12 protein-coding genes are annotated in these 18,855 nt (G+C 67.3%); 7 read left to right on the top strand and 5 right to left on the bottom strand.

Features of this window, described 5'->3' with window-relative positions; genetic code table 11:
• Positions 1-49: 49 nt before the first annotated feature.
• The 3 genes from PKE80_RS06995 (at position 50) to PKE80_RS06985 (ending at position 6,580) form a co-directional block, all read left to right on the top strand.
• Positions 50-2,392 carry a TonB-dependent receptor gene (locus PKE80_RS06995; protein ID WP_271181877.1) on the top strand — a complete coding sequence of 781 codons (2,343 nt, stop codon included), beginning with the start codon at positions 50-52 and terminating at the stop codon, positions 2,390-2,392.
• Between the two features lie 16 nt (positions 2,393-2,408).
• Positions 2,409-3,686: a M20/M25/M40 family metallo-hydrolase gene (locus PKE80_RS06990; protein ID WP_271181876.1), complete on the top strand. Its 1,278-nt coding sequence runs from the start codon at positions 2,409-2,411 to the stop codon at positions 3,684-3,686.
• A 98-nt stretch (positions 3,687-3,784) separates the two neighbouring features.
• Entirely contained in the window at positions 3,785-6,580 is a 2,796-nt protein-coding gene (locus PKE80_RS06985; RefSeq protein WP_271181875.1) for a M14 family metallopeptidase, read from the top strand.
• Positions 6,581-6,591: 11 nt separating this feature from the next.
• On the opposite strand, the gene PKE80_RS06980 is transcribed toward PKE80_RS06985, so the two are convergent.
• Positions 6,592-7,485: an EamA family transporter gene (locus PKE80_RS06980; RefSeq protein WP_271181874.1), complete on the bottom strand. Its 894-nt coding sequence runs from the start codon at positions 7,483-7,485 to the stop codon at positions 6,592-6,594.
• A gap of 84 nt (positions 7,486-7,569) precedes the next feature.
• On the opposite strand from PKE80_RS06980, the gene PKE80_RS06975 reads away from it, so the two are divergent.
• Entirely contained in the window at positions 7,570-8,052 is a 483-nt protein-coding gene (locus tag PKE80_RS06975) for an Lrp/AsnC family transcriptional regulator (RefSeq protein WP_271181873.1), read from the top strand.
• Position 8,053: 1 nt separating this feature from the next.
• On the opposite strand, the gene PKE80_RS06970 is transcribed toward PKE80_RS06975, so the two are convergent.
• The 4 genes from PKE80_RS06970 to PKE80_RS06955 form a co-directional block, all read right to left on the bottom strand.
• Complete coding sequence (locus PKE80_RS06970; RefSeq protein WP_271181872.1) at positions 8,054-9,463, bottom strand: hypothetical protein; 1,410 nt, start codon at positions 9,461-9,463, stop codon at positions 8,054-8,056.
• A 111-nt stretch (positions 9,464-9,574) separates the two neighbouring features.
• The gene (locus PKE80_RS06965; protein ID WP_271181871.1) at positions 9,575-11,116 is read right to left on the bottom strand and encodes an EAL domain-containing protein; all 1,542 of its coding nucleotides are present in this window, start codon (positions 11,114-11,116) and stop codon (positions 9,575-9,577) included.
• Positions 11,117-11,210: 94 nt separating this feature from the next.
• A complete protein-coding gene (locus PKE80_RS06960) occupies positions 11,211-12,995 on the bottom strand; it encodes an IlvD/Edd family dehydratase (protein WP_271181870.1) in 1,785 nt (594 codons plus the stop codon).
• Between the two features lie 139 nt (positions 12,996-13,134).
• A complete protein-coding gene (locus tag PKE80_RS06955) occupies positions 13,135-14,706 on the bottom strand; it encodes an aldehyde dehydrogenase (NADP(+)) (RefSeq protein ID WP_271181869.1) in 1,572 nt (523 codons plus the stop codon).
• Between the two features lie 264 nt (positions 14,707-14,970).
• Between PKE80_RS06955 and PKE80_RS06950 the strand changes: the two genes are divergently transcribed.
• From PKE80_RS06950 to PKE80_RS06940, 3 genes are read left to right on the top strand one after another with little or no spacing between them, the layout of a single operon-like run.
• Positions 14,971-16,035, top strand: coding sequence for a glycoside hydrolase family 95 protein (locus PKE80_RS06950; RefSeq protein WP_271181868.1), 1,065 nt, complete (start codon positions 14,971-14,973; stop codon positions 16,033-16,035).
• Positions 15,996-17,867 (top strand): hypothetical protein, encoded by a 1,872-nt coding sequence (locus PKE80_RS06945; protein WP_271181867.1) that lies wholly within the window; start codon positions 15,996-15,998, stop codon positions 17,865-17,867. The genes PKE80_RS06950 and PKE80_RS06945 overlap by 40 nt, the downstream gene beginning before the upstream one ends.
• A complete protein-coding gene (locus tag PKE80_RS06940) occupies positions 17,864-18,850 on the top strand; it encodes a pectinesterase family protein (protein WP_271181866.1) in 987 nt (328 codons plus the stop codon). The genes PKE80_RS06945 and PKE80_RS06940 overlap by 4 nt, the downstream gene beginning before the upstream one ends.
• Positions 18,851-18,855 lie beyond the last annotated feature (5 nt).

Here is an 18,855-nt window from a genome sequence, read left to right as displayed (position 1 = left end):
TCGGCGGCATCGCGGGCGGAGCATGGGCCGGCTGCAACAGGGGGCAATCATGGCCACTCACTACGGTCGCGCTGCATTCTTGATTTCCGTATCCTTGTTCGCTCTGCCGCTGGGGGCGCAGGCACAGGAAACGGTTCCGCAACAGGCGGTTAGCGAGGGCGTAGGCGACATCGTCGTCACCGCCCTGCGCCGCGCCACCCGCGTCCAGGACACCCCTGTCGCGATCACCGCGCTGTCGGAGAAGTCCCTCCAGAACCTCGGCGCCACGGGTATCGCCGACGTCGTGCGGCAGGTGCCGGGGCTCAACCTGATCGCCGGTGAATCGGGCCGCACCCGCATCTCCATCCGCGGCATCCAGACTGCGGGCGAAAGCACCGTGGGCCTGTACTACGGCGAGACGCCGCTGACGGGTCCGTCGGGCACCAGCTCCGATCCTTCGGGCGTGACGCCCAACCTCAACCTCTTCGATGTCGAGCGGGTGGAAGTTCTGCGCGGGCCGCAGGGCACGCTTTACGGCTCGGGCTCGATGGGCGGCACCCTGCGCGTGATCTTCAAGAAGCCGGACCTCACCAAGTACGAGGGCGCGACCGAATTCGGCGGCGAGGCGGTGGAGCACGGCGAGTTCGGCTATTCGCTGAAGGGCGCGGTCAACGTGCCGATCATTTCCGACATGCTGGCCGCGCGCCTCGTGCTCTATCGCCAGCAGAACCCCGGCTATGTGGACGATCCGACGATCGGCAAGGAGAATCTCAACCGCTCGACCCTCGAAGGCGCGCGTTTCCAGCTGGGGTTCCAGCCGACCGATACGCTCAGCATGAACTTCATGACGATCGTGCAGACCCAGAAGTTCGACGGCACCTCGCAGTGGGCGCCTTCGGTGGGCGAGTTCGTGTCCGAGCAGAAAGTCGCCTCGCCGGCCTACGACAAGCTGCAGCTCTATGCGCTGGAGACGAAGTGGGAGACCGACATCGGCACGCTGGCGCTGAACAATTCGTACTACCGCTGGGACGTGCGGCAGACCAACGACAACTCGGACAACTACGCCAGCATCGCGGCGTCCAATCGCTATTGCGGGCTATTCCAGAATACCTACGGCGGCTCGCTGCTGCAGGGCACGAGCGCCGGAGCGACGACCAGTTCGAGCACCTGCGCGACCGGCGCGGGGGGGCTGACCTCCGCGCAGTTGCGGGCGGATTACCAGAACTGGGCCGCAGGGCAGCAGCCGATCGGCAACTACCAGCCGCGCTTCGTGCGCAACTACGTCAACGAACTTCGCCTCAGCTCGAACGGCAAGGGGCCGCTGACCTACACCTTCGGCCTGTTCCGCGAGGACCGCGACGACCGCGTCGATACGCTCGTCTTCGCGGGCATTCCCGCCACTGGCGAGCCGCAGCAGCCGACCGTCGATCTCGGCTCGCGCTATGTCACCGACGTGGTCAAGCAGACCGCGGTATACGGCGAGATCAGCTATCATCTCTTCGAGCCGCTGACGCTGACGGCGGGCCTGCGCTACTACGACTACAAGAAGACCGTGGGCGGCGAGAACCTGGGCTACAACTACTTCAACGGGCAGGTTCCCAGCGCCTATGCCGAGGTGTCCGCCAATGCGAACGGGCTGATCCAGAAGTACAATCTGGACCTCAAGATCACCCCGGACGTGATGTTCTACGCCACTGCATCGCAGGGCTTCCGCCCCGGCGGCGCGAACCTGACGCCGGGTATTCCGGAATCGGCGCAGACTTACGCGGCGGACTCGCTGTGGAACTACGAGGCGGGCTTCAAGACGCAGTGGTTCGACCGCAAGCTGACCTTCAACATCGACGCCTATCGCATCGACTGGAACAACCTGCAGACCTCGGTTCGCGCGACGTACGGCAACTTCTCGTATATCGGCAACGTCGGCTCGGCGCGGATCGAGGGCGTCGAGGTCGAGGCCAGCGCGGCGCCGGTTTCGGGGCTCAACCTCAACGCGAGCTTCCATTACGTGAAGCCGCGCCTGACCGCCGATCAGGTCAGCGCCGAGGTCACGGCATCGGGCCTCAAGGGCGACATCCTGCCGCTGATCCCGCGCACCACCGCGAGCGCCGGGGCCGAATACACCTTCCCGGCCTTCAACGACTTCGAGGGGCTTCTGCGCGCGGACTGGACCTACACCGGCAAGATGACCTCGCAGATCCGGCCGACCAACAGCCTCTACCGCGAGTTTGGCAAATACTCGATGGTGAACCTGCGCGCCGGTGTGCAGAACGACCGGATGGGTGTGTTCCTCTACGTGCGCAACCTGTTCAACAAGATCGGCGTGAACTCGATCTCGAGCGCTGCGGGCGTGCCGGACTACTGGGCGACGACTGCCCCGCGCACGCTGGGCGCAACGATCTACAGCAATTTCTAAATCAGGGGATTTGACGATGCGTATCACACTGCTGGCCGCAACCGCCGCGATGGCGCTGGCCGCTCCGGGCGCGCAGGCCGCTACCGCCGAAGACAAGGCCGCCGCCACGCTGCTGGGCGGGGCGAAGTTCGCCAAGGCCAAGGCGTCGCTCAAGGGCGATTACGACAAGATCATCCAGGACATCATCACCCTGACCGAGATCGAGGCCCCGCCGTTCAAGGAAGACGCCCGCGGCGCCGCCTACATGGCGATGCTCAAGGCCGAAGGGCTCACCGACGTCGAGCGTGACGAAGTCGGCAACGTCATGGGGCTACGCAAGGGCACCGGAGGCGGTCCCCTGATCGTCGTCACCGCGCACCTCGACACGGTGTTTCCCGGCGGCACCAACGTGAAGGTGCGGCGCGAGGGCAATGGGCTCTACGCGCCGGGTATCGGCGACGATACCTCCAGCCTGCCGGTGCTGCTCGCCTTCATCCGCGCGATGAACCGGGCGGGCTACACCACCAAGGCCGACATCCTGTTCATGGGCAATGTTGGCGAGGAAGGCCCCGGCGACCTGCGCGGTTCGCGCTACCTGTTCCAGAAGGGCAAGTACAAGGACGCGATCAAGTACTTCATCTCGTTCGAGCCGGGCGAGTCGGGCCGCGTGACCAATGCCGGCACCGGATCGCGCCGCTACAAGGTGACGTTCAACGGCCCCGGCGGTCACTCGATGGGTGACTTCGGCATCGTCAGCCCCGCCTTCGCCATGGCCAATGCCATGGTCGAGTTCGGCAAGATCAAGGCGCCCGTAACGCCCAAGACGGTCTACAACGTCGGCATCCTGGAGGGCGGTACTTCGGTGAACTCGATCCCGTTCTCCACCGCGATGACCATCGACATGCGTTCCAACGGCAAGCCGGAACTGGACGCGGAAGAGAAGCAGTTCCTCGCCCTGCTGCAGCCTGCGGTGGATGCGGAGAACGCCGCGCGCTCGACCGCCAAGGGCAAGATCTCCTACGACGCCAAGCTGATCGGCGACCGTCCGGTCGGCACCACCCCGCTCGATGCGCGCATCGTCAGGGTCGCCACCGCCGTCGCCAAGGGATCGGGCGTGGAGCCGAAGTACGGCGCCGGGTCCACCGACAGCAACATCCCGATGAGCATGGGCGTCGAGGCCGTCACCCTAGGCTCCGGGTTCGACACTTTCCGCGCGCACTCGCTGGAAGAGGGTATGAAGATGAACCCGCCCGAGGACCTCAAGAACATGGCGGTCGGCCTGGCAACGGTCCTGACCCTCGCCGAAGCACGCTGACCCATCCTGACGGGGCGGGCCTCTCCAGCGGTCCGCCCCGGCTTTTTACCGTCTCTCATCCCCCGCCCGTCCGTTCCGCGCCGCGAAGGAGTAACGCCATGTCCCGTCGCAATCTTCTGCTTGCCGCCACGTGTCTTTCGTTCCCGCTCAGCATGCCGGTTCTGGCCCAGGACGCGCTCGCGACCAGCGCTGCGATCACCGCGCCCGAGAAGATCGTCGGCGGCAAGGTCGGCGCCGACTACTTCCTCGCCGACTACACGAAGATTTCCGCGTGGCTGATGCAGGTCGCCAAGGAGAGCGACCGCATCAAGGTCGTCTCCATCGGCAAGACCGCCGAGGGGCGCGAGCAGTACATGGCGATCGTCTCCTCGCCCGATAACATCCGCAATCTGGAGAAATACCGCCGGATTTCGCAGCAACTGGCGCTGGCCAAGGGCCTCGACGACGATGCCGCCAAGGCGCTCGCCGCCGAGGGCAAGGCGATGGTGTGGATGGACGCCGGGCTCCACGCCAGCGAGATCGTCAACGCGCAGAGCCACGTCCAGATCATCCATGAGATGCTGACGCGCAATGATCCCGAGACCCTGCGCCTGCTGGGTGACGACATCATGCTGTTCGTCTTCGCCAATCCGGACGGGCTGGAACTCGTCGCCAACTGGTACATGGCCGATCCGCACAAGCTGACGACGGACTCGATCCCGGTGCTCTACCAGAAGTACATCGGCCACGATAACAACCGCGACAGCTTCGCCTCGACCCAGCCCGAGACGACCAACATGAACCGCGCCGGATACCGCGAGTGGTTCCCGCAGATCCTCTACAACCAGCACCAGACAGGGCCGCTGGGCGCGGTGGTGTTCATTCCGCCCTTCCGCGACCCCTACAACTTCAACAACGAGCCTCTGGTCATCAATCAGACCGACGTGGTCGGCCAGATGATGCATGCGCGGCTGGTGGCGAAGGGCATGGGCGGCTCGGCGATGCGCTCGGCTGCGCCTTATTCGACGTGGTTCAACGGCGGCATCCGCACGATCGGGTACTTCCACAACCAGATCGGCATTCTGACCGAGATCATCGGCAATCCCACCCCGCTCAAGATCCCGTTCGTGCCGGAAAACCAGCTCCCCCGGCAGGACGAGGTACTGCCGATCGCGCCGCAGGAATGGCACTTCCAGCAGTCGCTCGACTACGTGAAGGAGATGGACCGGGCGATCCTCGACTACGCCTCGCGCTACCGCGAGACGATCCAGTACAACCGCTATGTCATGGGCCGCAACCAGATCGCCAAGGGCAGCACCGACAGCTGGGTGGTGACGCCCAAGCGGATCGAGGCGGCGAAGGACGCGGCGAAGACCATGCCCAAGCCGGGGCCGGAGGAAACCGCAGGCACGTTCGGATGGGGCAACGAGAAGATCCTGCCCGCCAGCCTCTACAAGACCGTGCTCAACGCGCCCGAGAAGCGCGCGCCGCGTGCCTACATCATCCCGGCCGACCGCCAGCAGGACATGCCGACGACGGTGCGCTTCCTCAACGCCCTCATCAAGACCGGGATCGAGGTGCAGCAGGCGCCGTCGGCCTTCACTTTCGAGGGCAAAAGCTACCCGGCGGGCAGCTACGTCGTGCGCAGCGACCAGGCGTTCCGCCCCCACGTGCTCGACATGTTCGAGCCGCAGGATCACCCGCAGGACTTCGCCTATGAGGGCGGGCCGCCGATCAAGCCCTACGACGTCACCGGCTACACGCTGGCGCTGCAGATGAACGTCGCCTTCGACCGCGTGCTCGACGCGCCGCCTCCCGCGTTCCCGCTGGTCGCCGACGAGATCGCCGCGCCGCCGCCGGGCCGCGTGCTGGGTTCGGGCGGGGCAGGCTGGATCGTCGATCACGGCGTCAACAACAGCTACACGCTGACCAACCGCTTGCTGAAGGCCGGACTGCCGGTGTTCTGGATGAAGCAGGGCCTGACCGTGGACGGCAAGGCGCTCGCCCCCGGCGCAGTGTGGATACCCGCCTCGGCCAAGGCGAAGGCGATCGTCGATGCCGCCGTCGCGCCGCTCGGCCTCGATGCCCATGCCGTCGCGGCGAAGCCTGCGGGCGAGACGGTCGCGGTCAAGCCGGTGAAGATCGGCCTCGTCGATGTCTACGGCGGCTCGATGGCCTCGGGCTGGACGCGCTGGATCTTCGAGCAGTACGAGTTCCCCTACGAGCTGGTCTACCCGCAGGCGCTCGACAAGGGCGGGCTCAAGGCCAAGTACGACGTCCTCGTCTTCCAGAGCGACGTGCTCGGCCGGGAGGAGGGCATGTCCCGCCCGCAGCCCGCTGCCGCCGACATTCCGGTCGCCTACCGCAAGATGCTCGGCAAGATCACGCCCGAGACGACCTTCCCGCAAGTCGCCGCCTTCGCCAAGGCGGGCGGCACGGTCGTCGCCGTGGGCAACTCCACCCGCATCGGCGAGGCGCTGGGCCTGCCGGTCACCAACCTGCTCGCGCCCAAGGGGCCGGACGGCACCGTGAAGCGGGTTTCCTCCAACAGTTTCTACGTCCCCGGATCGATCCTGAGCGCGCAAGTCGACAGCAGCGATCCCCTGGCCTTCGGCGTCGCACCCACGGTCAACCTGTTCTACAACAACAACCCGGTCTTCCGCGCCGACGGGCCATCGGTGCGCAAGGTCAGCTGGTTCGACAAGGAGGACCCGCTCGTCTCCGGCTGGGGCTGGGGGCAGAAGCTGCTGAACGGCGGCGTGGGCATCGTCGAGGGCGGGCTCGGCAAGGGCCGCGTGTTCCTGATGGGGCCGGAAGTGACCCAGCGCGGACAGCCTTTCGCGACCTTCAAGTTCCTGTTCAACGGCGTGCTGCTTTCCGGCAGCGACGCGAAGCCCGCGGCCCCGGCGGACTGAGGCCGCGGGCCTTATTGCGCTGGTGGCAGATCGGCTTGGGCGTCCCCCAGCAGGACCGATCCGACCGAGGCCGCGACCACCAGCGCCACCGCCAGCCATTGCACCGGCACCAGATGCTCTCCCAGCAAGACGACGCCGGCGAGAGCTCCGGCAGCGGGCTCGAGGCTCATCAGCACGCCGAAGCGGTTGGCCGGGATTTGCTTGAGCGCGATCATCTCCAGCGAATAGGGCAGGGCGCTCGACAGCACCGCCATGGCAAGCCCGACGAGCATCAGTGACGGGTTCAGCAGGGTCGTTCCCGCCTCGACGATGCCGATGGGCACCACCACCAGCGCGCCGGTGGCCATGCCCAGCGCCACGGCCTGTCCGCCGGGAAGGTGCGTCGTCTTCTTGCCGAACACGATGTAGAGACCCCAGCACAGCCCCGCCATCAGCGCAAAACCGACGCCGACCGGGTCCAGCGCATGCGGTGATGCATGGAGCGGAAGCAGCAGCACCAGCCCCGCCGCCGCCATGGCAACCATCGCGAACTGGCCCGGACGGCGCGAATAGAGCAGCGAGACCGTCAGCGGGCCAAGGAACTCGATGGCGATGGCCAGGCCGAGCGGGATCGTGCGGATGGCAAGGTAGAAGCTGAGGTTCATCAGCCCCAGCACCGCGCCGTAACGCATCGTGGCGAAGAGGTCCGCGCGGGTCAGTGGTGCGCGCCACGGGCGGAAGATCAGCAGGAGCAGCAGCGCGGAAAAGCCGACGCGATAGGCGATTGCACCAGTCGCACCGACTATCGGGAATAGCTGCTTGCCGTAGGATGTACCGACGCAGAAGGCGGTCATCGAGCAGATGAGCGCCGCATATGGCGCGGCGCGCAGCAGCGACGAAGCGGCGGGGGCGGACAGGGTGCTCATGGGCTCGATATATCCTCCGCACTCTGGCGAAGGTTGGCGAATTTCGGCATAAGGTGATGAAAAAAGTCATCCATAAGGCGTCGTATGGCGGAAACAGTCGACATCGATCAGTTCGACCGGCGAATCATCGAGATCGTGCGTCGCAACAATCTTGAGCCCGCGCGCTCAATCGCGGCGCAGGTCGGCCTGTCCGAGAGTGCGGTATTGCGCCGGTTGCGAAGGCTGCGGGCAGGCGGGGTAATCGTCGCCGACGTTGCGCTGATCGATCCGGCGCGACTGGCTCCGGCGATCACGATCCACGTGCTCGTCGAACTCGTCCGCTCGGGTCTGCGCATGGAGCAGGCCTTCGCGGCGCGGCTTGCCCGCTGCCCGGAAGTGATCGGGGCGTGGAACGTCACTGGTCGCACCGATTTTCTGCTGATGGTCAGCGTACCCTCGATCGAGGCGTACCAGCGCTTTTCCGACGACGTGCTCGCCTCCGACGAGAACGTGCAGGATTTCGAGACGCTGGTGAGCCTGCGCGAGATCGTCCACTTCGATCCGCTGCGGGCGAGCCTGCCGCTTTGAGCTACCGTCCGATCAGGCCGAGGGCGTGGCGGATGAACTTGCTGCGGTCCAGAACCCATTCCGACCCGGCGGGGAGATCGGGGTCCGAATAGGTCCAGCCCTCGGGCGAATAGACCCGCTGCAGGTTGCCGCCGGTGCCGAAGGCCAGCGAGACGTAGCGCTGCTGCGCGCGGGGCGCCTCGCTGCCCTCGACATGATAGCCGTCGGTGCCGGGCGTGGTGCCGGTGGGCCTGAGCGCGAAGACATAGGGCTCGGTGCGGAAGCTCTTCACCGAGGTATTGAGGAAGACCGAGAGATAGACCTGATCCAGCGCATCGAGCGGCGAGGGCGGCATCCGCCATGCGGGAGAGCCGAGCACCGGCCAGGGATAATTGCCCGGCTCGCCGTAGCGGATGTCGGTGCGCAGGTCGACGAGGGCATCGCGCGAAGACTGCAGAGGCGCGACGCGCTCGATGCGAAGGCCGTCGGACCAGGTGAAGCCGAAGGCGGACGCGTCGATCAGCGGCATCGCCGATGGCGGCCAGTTCGTCGGTGGCCCCTGCGGCACGTTGGAGACGGTGACGTTCTCGTAGACGCGCAAGTACGCCTTGTCCTTCAGCTGATGGCCGCTTGCAGTGTTCTCCCACGCGCGCTGGCCGTGGAACCTCGTGTCCCGGAAATGCGAAACGAGGGTGCCGTTGATGTAGGTGGTGTGCTCCTGGTCGGTATTGGTGCCGACATTGCCGGCAATGTCGCTGTCCTCGATGTAGAGCATGGTCTGGCCGTTGGGCACGAACAGCGCGTTCTTGCCGCCGTAGATCTTCGCGCGGCGCAGGACGGCGGTGAACAGGCCGGGCGCCTGCGTGCCGGTGACTTCCAGATGGAGCGCCCCCTTGGCCTGGATCGCGCCGGGGAAGTCCAGTTCGACGTCGCGCATCTCGAAATGGACGCGCTGGGCGGCGATGTTGAACAGGCGCAGGTCCACTGTCGCCCATTCGTCGCCGGTGCGGAAGGCCACGCGCCTGCCGGGGATCGCGCTGCGCAGGATATACTGGGTGCCCTGGACCCGCTCGCCGATCTGAGGCAGCGATGGTGCGAAGGGGTAGACGCATGGGTTGCCTCGCGCATCCTGCGCTTCGTAGATCAGTTCGTAACCGCCCTCGACCGGTCCGTCGGGACTGTGGCCCTGATAGACTTCGCGTCCCGCCGCGCGCGAGGCATCGCACTTCACGCGATACGTGACGGCAGGCGCGCGCAGTCCGCTCATCGGCAGGTAGAAGGGGTAGAGCCGGTCGCGCTCTTCCGGAGCGGCAGGTTCGGTCGCGGCGGCGGTCCTGGCGGCCAGCGGCACGGCGGCTGCGGCGACGAAGACCGGCAGGCGGGAGACGGGGACCGTCACGTCCAGCAGCAGGGGCATGGCCAGAGCGAGCATGGATTTGGGACGGGTAAGAGGGGGCACTGGTATCTCCGCGCGGCGTGTCGGTACGAGGCGCCTAGCGCAAAAAGGAAAGCAAGAAGTGAACGCGCCTCATGATCGCGCGCCTTATCCGGCGAGCGAGGTCAGGAACGGCGACACCCTTTGGCCGTTGGCGGCTGCCCGGAAGGCAAGAAACTCGGTGGCCGGAAGCGCTTTCGCATAGAGCCAGCCCTGTGCGAAGCCGACCCCGGCGGCGCGCAGGTAGGCTTCCTGCTCGCGGGTTTCGACCCCTTCGGCGACGATTAGCAGGTTGAGGCCGTGGGCGATTTCGATCACGTGCGGGACCACCACACTGGTCGCCGCTTCCCGGCCGATGGCATCGACGAAGGACTTGTCGATCTTGAGTGCGTCCAGCGGCAGCGCGGCAAGCTGCGCGAGGCTGGAATAGCCGGTGCCGAAGTCGTCGATCGCCACCATGTGACCCTGCGCGCGCGCCTTCTCCAGCGTTTCGCGCGCGGCGGCGGCATCCATGAAGCCGCGCTCGGTCGCCTCCAGCCATATCTGCCGGGGCGCGACCCCGGCTTCGGCCAGCGCGCTGGTCAGGATGGGGAGGAAGCGCCCGCTCTGCATGTCGGCGGCGGAGATGTTGATGGCGACGTGGACGCTGCGCTCGCGCCGCAGCATGTCGGCAAGATCGGCGACGACGCAGCCGATCATCATGTCGGTCAGCGGCTCGATCAGGCGGTGCTGCTCGGCGAGCGGGATGAAGACCTCGGGCGAAACGCTGGTGCCGTCGCTGCGCTGCCAGCGCAGCAGCGCCTCGGCGCCGACGCACAGGCCGGTCGTGATCTCCATGATCGGCTGATAGAGCACATGCAGTTCGCGGCGGCGGATGGCGGCCTCCAGTTCGCGCTCGGGTGTCAGGCGGCGGCGGGACGTCCACACGATCAGCGCGATCAGCAGCGCCGAGGTCAGCAGGGCCAGTGGCACGACAGCCCACAGTTCGCGCTCCATGCGCTGCTGGATATAGGCCCTGTCGGTGATCGCGAAGGCGCGGAAATGCCCGTCATGGACGGAGGCGAAGACGCGCGTGCCGATACGCGCGAAGCCGTCGCCCGCCGCGGCTTTGGCAACGGCATCGGATGGTGCGTCGCCGTTGAAGGCAACCACGCGGCCGTCCAGCGTGGCGATGCCGATGGTCATCGGCGTGTCGGTCAGGACATCGACGAAGCGTTCGTGATTGACCAGCGTGTTGTAGTCGCCATGATCCACCGCGATCACCACGCCGCCACGGCTGACTTTGGGTCGAACGTTCAGGTACAGCCCGTAGCCGCCTTCGACCCAGGTATCCGGCGTGCCGCGCCCGACGTTCTGCCGGACCACGCCCCAACTCGTGCAGGCGAGCTTGCCGCCCGCGAAGTAGCCGACTTCTTCGATCGACTGGTTGTCCACCGCGAGTTGGCGCATCCGGGCAATGTGCGCCTCATTGCAAGGCTGCCAGCGTGTCGTCTGCAGTTCCCGGAACACGTCGCGTATCCGGTCGAAATTGCGTTCGGCGCGCCGGAGCGTCCAGTCGCTGTATTCGACGAGATGCGCGCGCTCGGCTTCCACGGCGCGGTGCCGGGCATAAATCACGGCGGCTGCAAGCGGCAGGATCTTCGCGAACACGGCAAGAATGCCGGCGATTAAGACGATCCGATGCCGTTGCATGGGCACACTATGTCACAAAAACTACGTAGTTCTACCCGGAATTACCGGGATTTCAATGATTGTGGCGCGGTGTCTTCGCTGCGATGCCCCGATACTTGACAGCCATTTCCATCACGGCGCCTTCGGCCATCTGTCCGGTCTTCTCGCGGAAGAGTTCTTCCCACGGGGTATGGCTCTGCGGCACGGGCGGCGGGGTGTCTTCGGCCTTTCGGCGGGCGATCTCGGCCGGGTCCACCAGTGCGTTGCAGGTGCCTGTGCGGATATCGATGCGGATGGTGTCGCCGGTGCGCAGCCACGAGAGGCCGCCGCCCGCCGCGCTTTCGGGCGAGCAGTTGAGGATCGAGGGGCTGTCGGACGTGCCCGACTGGCGCCCGTCGCCGAGCGTCGGCAGCCACTGCACGCCCGCCCTGATGAGCGCATCGGGCGGCTGCATGTTCACCACTTCGGCGGAGCCCGGCCAGCCCATCGGCCCGGCGCCGCGCATGACGAGGATGCAGTCGGCGTCGATCTCCAGCGCGGGATCGTTGATGCGGTGGTGGTAGTCGTCGCCGCCTTCGAACAGCACGGCGCGGCCCTCGAACACGCCTTCGGAGCCGGGGCGGGAGAGGTAGCGGCTCTGGAACTCCTCGGAGATCACCGAGGTCTTCATGATGCCGAAGTCGAACAGGTTGCCCGACAGGACGAGGAAGCCCGCCTTCTCGCGCAGCGGCTCGGCGAAGGGACGGATGACCTCGCGGTCGCGGGTTTCGCGGCCCTTGAGGTTGGCGGCCAGCGTCTCGCCGGTGACGGTGAGGCAGTCCTGTGCCAGCACGCCCGCCTGCTGCAGTTCCCACATGATCGAGGGCACGCCGCCCGCGCGGTGGAAACGTTCGCCCAGGAACCGCCCGGCCGGCTGCATGTCGAGGATCAGCGGCAGGCCGTAGCCGTGCTCGGTCCAGTCCGAGGCGGTGAGTTCGACGCCAGCATGGCGCGCCATCGCCATGATGTGCGGCTGCGCGTTGCTCGACCCGCCGATCGCGCTGACGACGCGGATGGCGTTGAGGAAGCTGTCGCGCGTCAGGATCTTCGAGGGGCGCAAGTCTTCGTGCGCCATCTCGACGATGCGGCGGCCGGTCTCGTAGGCATACTGCCCGCGCTCGCGATAGGGCGCCGGGATCGCGGCGCAGCCCGGTAGCGAGAGGCCGAGCGTCTCGGCCACCGCGTTCATGGTCGATGCGGTGCCCATGGTGTTGCAATGCCCGGCCGAGGGGGCGCTGTCGCAGGCACGCTGGAGGAATTCCTCCTCGTCGATCTCTCCGGCCGCCAGCTTGCGGCGGCTGCGCCAGATCACGGTGCCCGAGCCGACTAGGTCGCCCTCATGCCAGCCGTCGAGCATCGGCCCGCCCGACAGGACGATCGCGGGGATGTCCACGGTGGATGCGGCCATGACCTGCGAGGGCGTGGTCTTGTCGCAGCCGGTGGTCAGCACGACGGCATCGATCGGATAGCCGTAGAGTATCTCGACCAGCCCCATGTAGGCAAGATTGCGATCGAGCGCGGCGGTCGGGCGACGGCAGTTCTCGAAGATCGGATGGACCGGGAACTCCATCGCGATCCCCCCTGCGTCCCGGATGCCGTCGCGCACCCGCTTGGCGAGGTCGAGGTGAATCCGGTTGCAGGGCGACAGGTCGCTGCCCGATTGGGCGATGCCGATGATCGGCCGCCCCGAGCGCAATTCCGCCGGCGTGATGCCGTAGTTCATGAAGCGCTCCAGATAGAGCGCGACCATGTCCGAGCGCGCGGGATCGGCGAACCAGTCCTGCGAGCGGAAGCGGCGAGGAGTGGGGGCGTCAGTCATCGTCCTGTGCCTTGTAAGAAGGTCGTCATTTCGTATCCACTTTCGTCATTGCGAGCGGAGCGAAGCAATCCAGGGCGGTGTCCACCGCGCTGGATTGCCGCGGCTCTGCGGGCCTCGCAATGACGAAGCGGGGGCAGGCTCAACCCAGCTTCAGCACGCCGTCGATGCGGCGCGGGGCGTTCCACGGGTTGCCGTCGCGCAGGCCCTCGGGGAGCAGCGCGGAGGGCATGTTCTGGTAGCAGACCGGGCGCAGGAACCGCTCGATCGCCGAGGCTCCGACCGAAGTGGTGCGCCCGTCCGAAGTCGAGGGGAACGGCCCGCCGTGGACCATTGCGTGGCAGACTTCCACGCCCGTCGGCCAGCCGTTGACGAGGATGCGGCCGACCTTGCGCTCCAGCACCGGCAGCAGCTTGGCGACCTCCGGCTCGTCCTCGGCGTCGAGGATCAGGGTAGCGGTCAGCTGGCCTTCCAGCGCGGCGATGACCTTGAGCGCCTCGGCCATGTCGGACACGGTAATGACGAGCGAGGAGGAGCCGAAGACTTCCGCGCCCAGCGCCGGATCGGCAAGGAAATCGGCCGCCGTGGTACGGAACAGCGCGCCCTGCGCCTGGTACGGCCCGGTCGGCTCCACGCCGCGGGCGAGGGTGGTGACGGCGCCGTGGCCCGCCAGCGCGCTTACGCCCTCGACATAGGCCGAGTGGATGCCCGGCGTCAGCATGTCCTGCGCCACACTGCCGCCCATCGCCGCCGAGGCCGAGGCGAGGAAGGTATCGAGGTCCGGTCCGTCGATGGCGATGACAAGGCCCGGGTTGGTGCAGAACTGGCCGGCGCCCATCGTCAGCGAGCCGACGAAGGCCGCGCCCAGCGCCTCTGCCCGCGCGGCAAGGGCGGCGGGGAACAGCACGACGGGGTTGATCGAGCTCATCTCGGCATAGACCGGGATCGGCTCGGGCCGGGCGGCGGCGGTGCGCATCAGCGCCATGCCGCCGGGGCGCGATCCGGTGAAGCCGACCGCTTTGACGCGGTGGTCGGCGACGAGCGCGGTGCCCGCCTCACGCGAGGCGGGGAGGTAGGAGAACACGCCCTCGGGCAGATGGCACAGCGCCACCGCGCGCTGGATCGCGCGGGCGACCAGTTCGCCGGTCCCGGGATGGGCCGAGTGACCCTTGACGATCACCGGGCAGCCCGCCGCGAAAGCCGAAGCGGTGTCGCCGCCCGCGACCGAGAAGGCGAGCGGGAAGTTGCTCGCCCCGAACACCACCACCGGGCCGAGCGCGACCTTGCGCACGCGCAGGTCCGGGCGCGGCAGCGGCGCGCGTTCGGGCAGGGCGGGGTCGATGGTCAGGCCGGCCCAGCTGCCTTCGCGCAGCACTTGCGCGAACAGGCGCAGCTGGCCGGTGGTGCGGCCGCGTTCGCCTTCGAGGCGGGCGCGGGGCAGGCCGGTCTCGGCCATGGCGCGCTCGATCAGCGGTTCGCCGATGCCGACGATCTCGTCAGCGATGGTTTCGAGGAACACCGCGCGGGTTTCCGGCTCGGCCTCGGCGAAGGCGATCGAAGCGGCGTCGGCCAGTGCGCAGGCGCGCTCCACTTCGGCGAGACCCGCCGTGGTGAAGCGAGGCTCCAGCGTCGCCCCGGTCGCGGGGTTGATCGCGGCATAGCCCGCCTGCGTCTGCGCTTCGTCGCGGCCGATGAGAATGGCGCCGGTAATCATGATCGGTGTCCTCTTGAACATGGGAATGGTGATGGCCGTCAAAGCGCAAGCGGGGCGCGGCGCATAATGCGCATGGCGGATCGGATTTCGCCCGGATCGCAATGATCGCCCATCGTCCTGCTCCCTTATCGTTGATAGCGCTATCAAACATCGGCACCGGAAGGTCAAGAGGTTCCGACATGCACCTTGCACATCGCAAATTATAGCGCTAACATTTTGCGTGAGCACTCCGCCCAAGGCGCGCCGACAGGGGGAGATGCGCCAGTGAGCCTTCAGGGTTTTGCCGTTTCCCGCCGTGAACTGGTTGCGGGTGGCTCCCCCCTCGCGGCGCTGTCTCTGCTTGGTGCGCCGGGTGTCGAAGCTGCGGCCGCGCAGGTTTCGAGGGGCGATGACCTGCTGTGGTACCGCCGACCCGCGAAGGAGTGGATCGAGGCTCTGCCGCTGGGCAACGGCCGGATCGGCGCGATGGTCTTCGGCGGCGTGGCCGAGGAGCGGCTGCAGCTCAACGAGGATACGCTGTGGGGCGGCGGCCCTTACGACCCGGCCAATCCGCAGGCGCGTGATGCGCTGCCGCAAGTGCGCAGGCTGATCTTCGAGGGCCGCTACGACGAAGCGCAGGCGCTCGCCAAGGACAAGGTCATGGGCGTGCCGATGCGGCAGATGTCCTATCAGGGCCTCGGCGACCTCCGGCTCACTTTCCCGGGTCTCGGCGAGCCGGAGGCGGGAAGCTATCGCCGCGAACTCGACATCGATGCCGCGCGTCACACCACGCGCTTTCGGATCGGCGGGGTGGCGCATGAGCGCACGGTGGTCGCTTCTCCGGCCGATCAGGTCGTCGCGGTCCACCTGAAGGCCGGGAAGCGGGGCGCGGTGTCGCTCGACCTGAAGATGACCTCGCCGCAAAGGGCATGGTCGGTGCAGGCGCTGCCGGGCGACGAACTGCTGCTGTCGGGCACCAACAACGAGGGGTTCGGCATCGCCGGTGCGCTGAAGTTCCAGAGCCGGGTGAAGGTGATCGCCAGCGGCGGCAAGGTCTCTGCCGGTGCCGACGTGCTCTCGGTGCGCGGCGCCGATGAAGTCACGATCCTGATCGCCATGGCTACGAGCTATCGCGCTTACGCCGACGTTTCAACGGGCGGCGCATCAAGCTCTACTCGGCGATCTCGTGGGGCTATTGGGGTTTCAACGGGCTCTGGCCGCGCCCTGACCTTGCGACCAAGGAAGTCGAGGCGGCCAAGGCGCTCGGCCTCAACTGCCTGCACTTTCACCGCAACGTCGGCAAGCGCGAGGTGCTCGACCGGCAGGACGAGATGGGCCTGCTGCGCGTGATGGAGCCGGGCGGCGGCCGCTTCGCCATCGCGGGCTACGGCAAGAACGGCGAACTCTCCGACGCCGACCGCTTTGCCCGCGACTATCAGGTGGAGAAGTGCGTGGCGATGGTGCGGGCGTTCCGCTCGCACCCCTCGCTGGTGCAGTACACGCTGCAGAACGAATTGGGCGCGGACCTCGCCAACCCCGACGTCCAGGCGGTGCTGCTGGCGATGCACCGCGCCGATCCGAGCCGCACGGTGATCCTCAACGACGGCTTCGTCCAGCGCGGCGCCTCCCAGGCGATGTACGTGCCTTATAGCGACCGTTACTACCGCTCGGACGAGGTCGAGTGGGGTGGCTGGTGGGACAACCACCAGGGCGCGGGCGACCAGTGGTACGACGCCTTCTACAAGAGCCCGGACGACTACATCCACCGCCAGACCGGCAAGCCCTTCATCGTCGAGTTCGGTGAGATGGAAGGCTGCGCCGTCGCCGACGATCACGCCGCCATGGTCGAGACGATCCGCAAGGGCGGCGGCCGCTCCTACGACCTTGCCGACCATGCGGTGATCCTCGCCAATACCGAGGCGTTCCTGGAGCGCTGGGGGTTCCGCAAGGCATTCCCCAGCGCGCAGGACCTGTTCCTGTCGGTCGGCGCCAAGAGCTACGATGCCTGGGCCAACTACATGGAGAACATCCGCATCGGCGACGAGGTGGACGTGGCGGCGATCAGCGGGTGGGAGACCACCGCGATCGAGAACCACTCCGGCATCGTCGACAACCTGCGCGGTTTCAAGGCCGATCCGGCGCTGGTGCGCGCCAGCCTGCTGCCGGTGCGCCCCGTCGCCAAGCAGCGCAGGCTGGCCTACGCGGCGGGGGAAAGCGCGGTGCTCGCCCTGTTCCTGTTCAACGATACCGGCAAGGCCGTGAGCGGCGAACTGGCGCTGTCCCTGCGCGATCCGCAAGGCGCGGTGATGGAACTGGGGCGCTATCCGGTGGGGGCCACGGCACCGGACCGGTTCAGCCAGCTGGTCGCACGCGAAGTCACGACGCCTGCTCTGGCGCGAGAGGGGGAGTGGCAGGTGCACCTGTCCTTTTCCGGCGCTCCGGGCGCGAGCTTCACGCGCAGTCTGTGGGTGGCGGGGCTGCCCGCTCAGGTGGCATCCGGGCGCCGTATCGCCGTCTCCGGGATCGCGCGTAGTCTTCGGGCGCAACTGGAGGCGTTGCCCGGCCTCCGGCTGGAGGAGTTCCGGCCGGGGCAGCGGTACGATCTGGTTATCGCCTCGGGTCTCAAGGCGGACGAGATCGCCCGCCGCCAGATCGGCGAACAGACCGGCCTCGAAGCGCAGCCGAAGAAGGGCGAGAAGCCGAAGCTGGTGCTCGGCGAACTGTCGGCGCAGGTGCTCGCCGCCGTGCGCTTGGGCACACCGCTGCTGGCGCTGGTGCCGGAGGACGGCTTGTCCGAAGGCGTCGCGCGGCAACTCGCGGACCTCGGCCTGCTGGAGTTCAATGGCACCGTGGGCGACATCCGCGCGCCCTGGATGGGCAACTGGAACTACCTGCGCGCGCACCCGCTGTTCGTCGGGATTCCGGCGGACCGGGCGGCGGGGATCTTCCATCAGATCGACGGTCGCCTTTCCAACGGGCTGCTGGTGGACGGGCCGGGCGTCGAGATCGTCGCGGGCTACAGCCGCGATCACGATCGCCACAATGGTGCCGCGACGCTGGTGGCCGCGAACAAGGGGATGCGCGCGGTGATGCACCGCATGCCGGACATGGTGGCGCCGCTGCAGCGCCGTTTCCTCGCCAATGCCATCGAATGGCTGGCAGGACAGGGGAGGACTTCGTGAACCACAAACTGATCTGCGCGGCGCTCGTCGCACCCGCCATGCTGAGCGCGCCTGCCATGGCCCGCACCGTCCACGTCGATCCGGCGAAGGCAGGCGCATTCCACACCGTCCAGTCCGCCATCGACGCGGTGGCGGTCGAGGGCGGCAAAGTGCTCATCGCGCCGGGAACCTACCGCGAGAAGCTGACCGTCAGCGCCGCCGACGTCACGCTGGCGGGCACCGGCAGGCGGCCGGACGACGTCGTCCTCGTCTACGGCGATTCCGCCATGACGGCAGGCGGCACCTTCAAGTCCGCGACCCTGAGCGTGACCGGCGCGTCCTTCACCTTGCGCAACCTGACGGTGGCCAACGACTGGTGGCTCGATCCCGCGCATGCGCCCTCGCAGGCGGTGGCTGTCTCGCTGACGGGCGATGCGGCGGTGGTGGCGAACGTGCGGATGCTCGGCCATCAGGACACGCTGTTCGTCAATGACGGGCAGGGCGGGAAGGAAACCCGCGCCTACTTCGAGAACTGCTACATCGCCGGTCACGTCGACTTCGTGTTCGGCAATGCCAAGGCGTTCTTCCGCAAGTGCCAATTGCACGGCGAGGCGCACGAATCCGTCATGTACACCGCCCAGAGCCGCAACGCGCCGGACGAGGACAGCGCCTTCGTGTTCGAGGACTGCCGCCTCACCGCAGACCCTGCCGCCCGCAACGTCTCGCTGGGGCGGCCATGGCGCGATTATGCCTCGGTCGTATTCCTCGCGCCGGTGCTCGATACGTCGCTCGCGCCGGGCGCGTTCACCGAATGGACGCCGGGCAAGACCAACAAGCTGCCGACGACCCGCTACGCCCTCTACGCACCGAGTGGGACCGGAACGCAGGGGCTGACGCTGGCGAAGGAGGCCACGTGGCTCGATGCCGATGGTGCGGCGGGCTGGAGGCTCGAGCGTTTCTTCGGCAACGAAAGCGGCTGGATCGCGCGCGGCCTGAAACGGTAGCACAT

It is taken from the genome of Novosphingobium resinovorum (genome assembly GCF_027922145.1).
Lineage (GTDB): Bacteria > Pseudomonadota > Alphaproteobacteria > Sphingomonadales > Sphingomonadaceae > Novosphingobium > Novosphingobium resinovorum.
This window is presented reverse-complemented; position numbering and strand designations above follow the sequence as displayed.

Bases quoted from the DNA above. Each gene is read 5' to 3' on its own strand.
- PKE80_RS06995 (WP_271181877.1), top strand. From the start codon at position 50: ATGGCCACTCACTACGGTCGCGCTGCATTCTTGATTTCCGTATCCTTG.
- PKE80_RS06990 (WP_271181876.1), top strand. From the start codon at position 2,409: ATGCGTATCACACTGCTGGCCGCAACCGCCGCGATGGCGCTGGCCGCT.
- PKE80_RS06985 (WP_271181875.1), top strand. From the start codon at position 3,785: ATGTCCCGTCGCAATCTTCTGCTTGCCGCCACGTGTCTTTCGTTCCCG.
- PKE80_RS06980 (WP_271181874.1), bottom strand. From the start codon at position 7,485: ATGAGCACCCTGTCCGCCCCCGCCGCTTCGTCGCTGCTGCGCGCCGCG.
- PKE80_RS06975 (WP_271181873.1), top strand. From the start codon at position 7,570: ATGGCGGAAACAGTCGACATCGATCAGTTCGACCGGCGAATCATCGAG.
- PKE80_RS06970 (WP_271181872.1), bottom strand. From the start codon at position 9,463: ATGCTCGCTCTGGCCATGCCCCTGCTGCTGGACGTGACGGTCCCCGTC.
- PKE80_RS06960 (WP_271181870.1), bottom strand. From the start codon at position 12,995: ATGACTGACGCCCCCACTCCTCGCCGCTTCCGCTCGCAGGACTGGTTC.
- PKE80_RS06955 (WP_271181869.1), bottom strand. From the start codon at position 14,706: ATGATTACCGGCGCCATTCTCATCGGCCGCGACGAAGCGCAGACGCAG.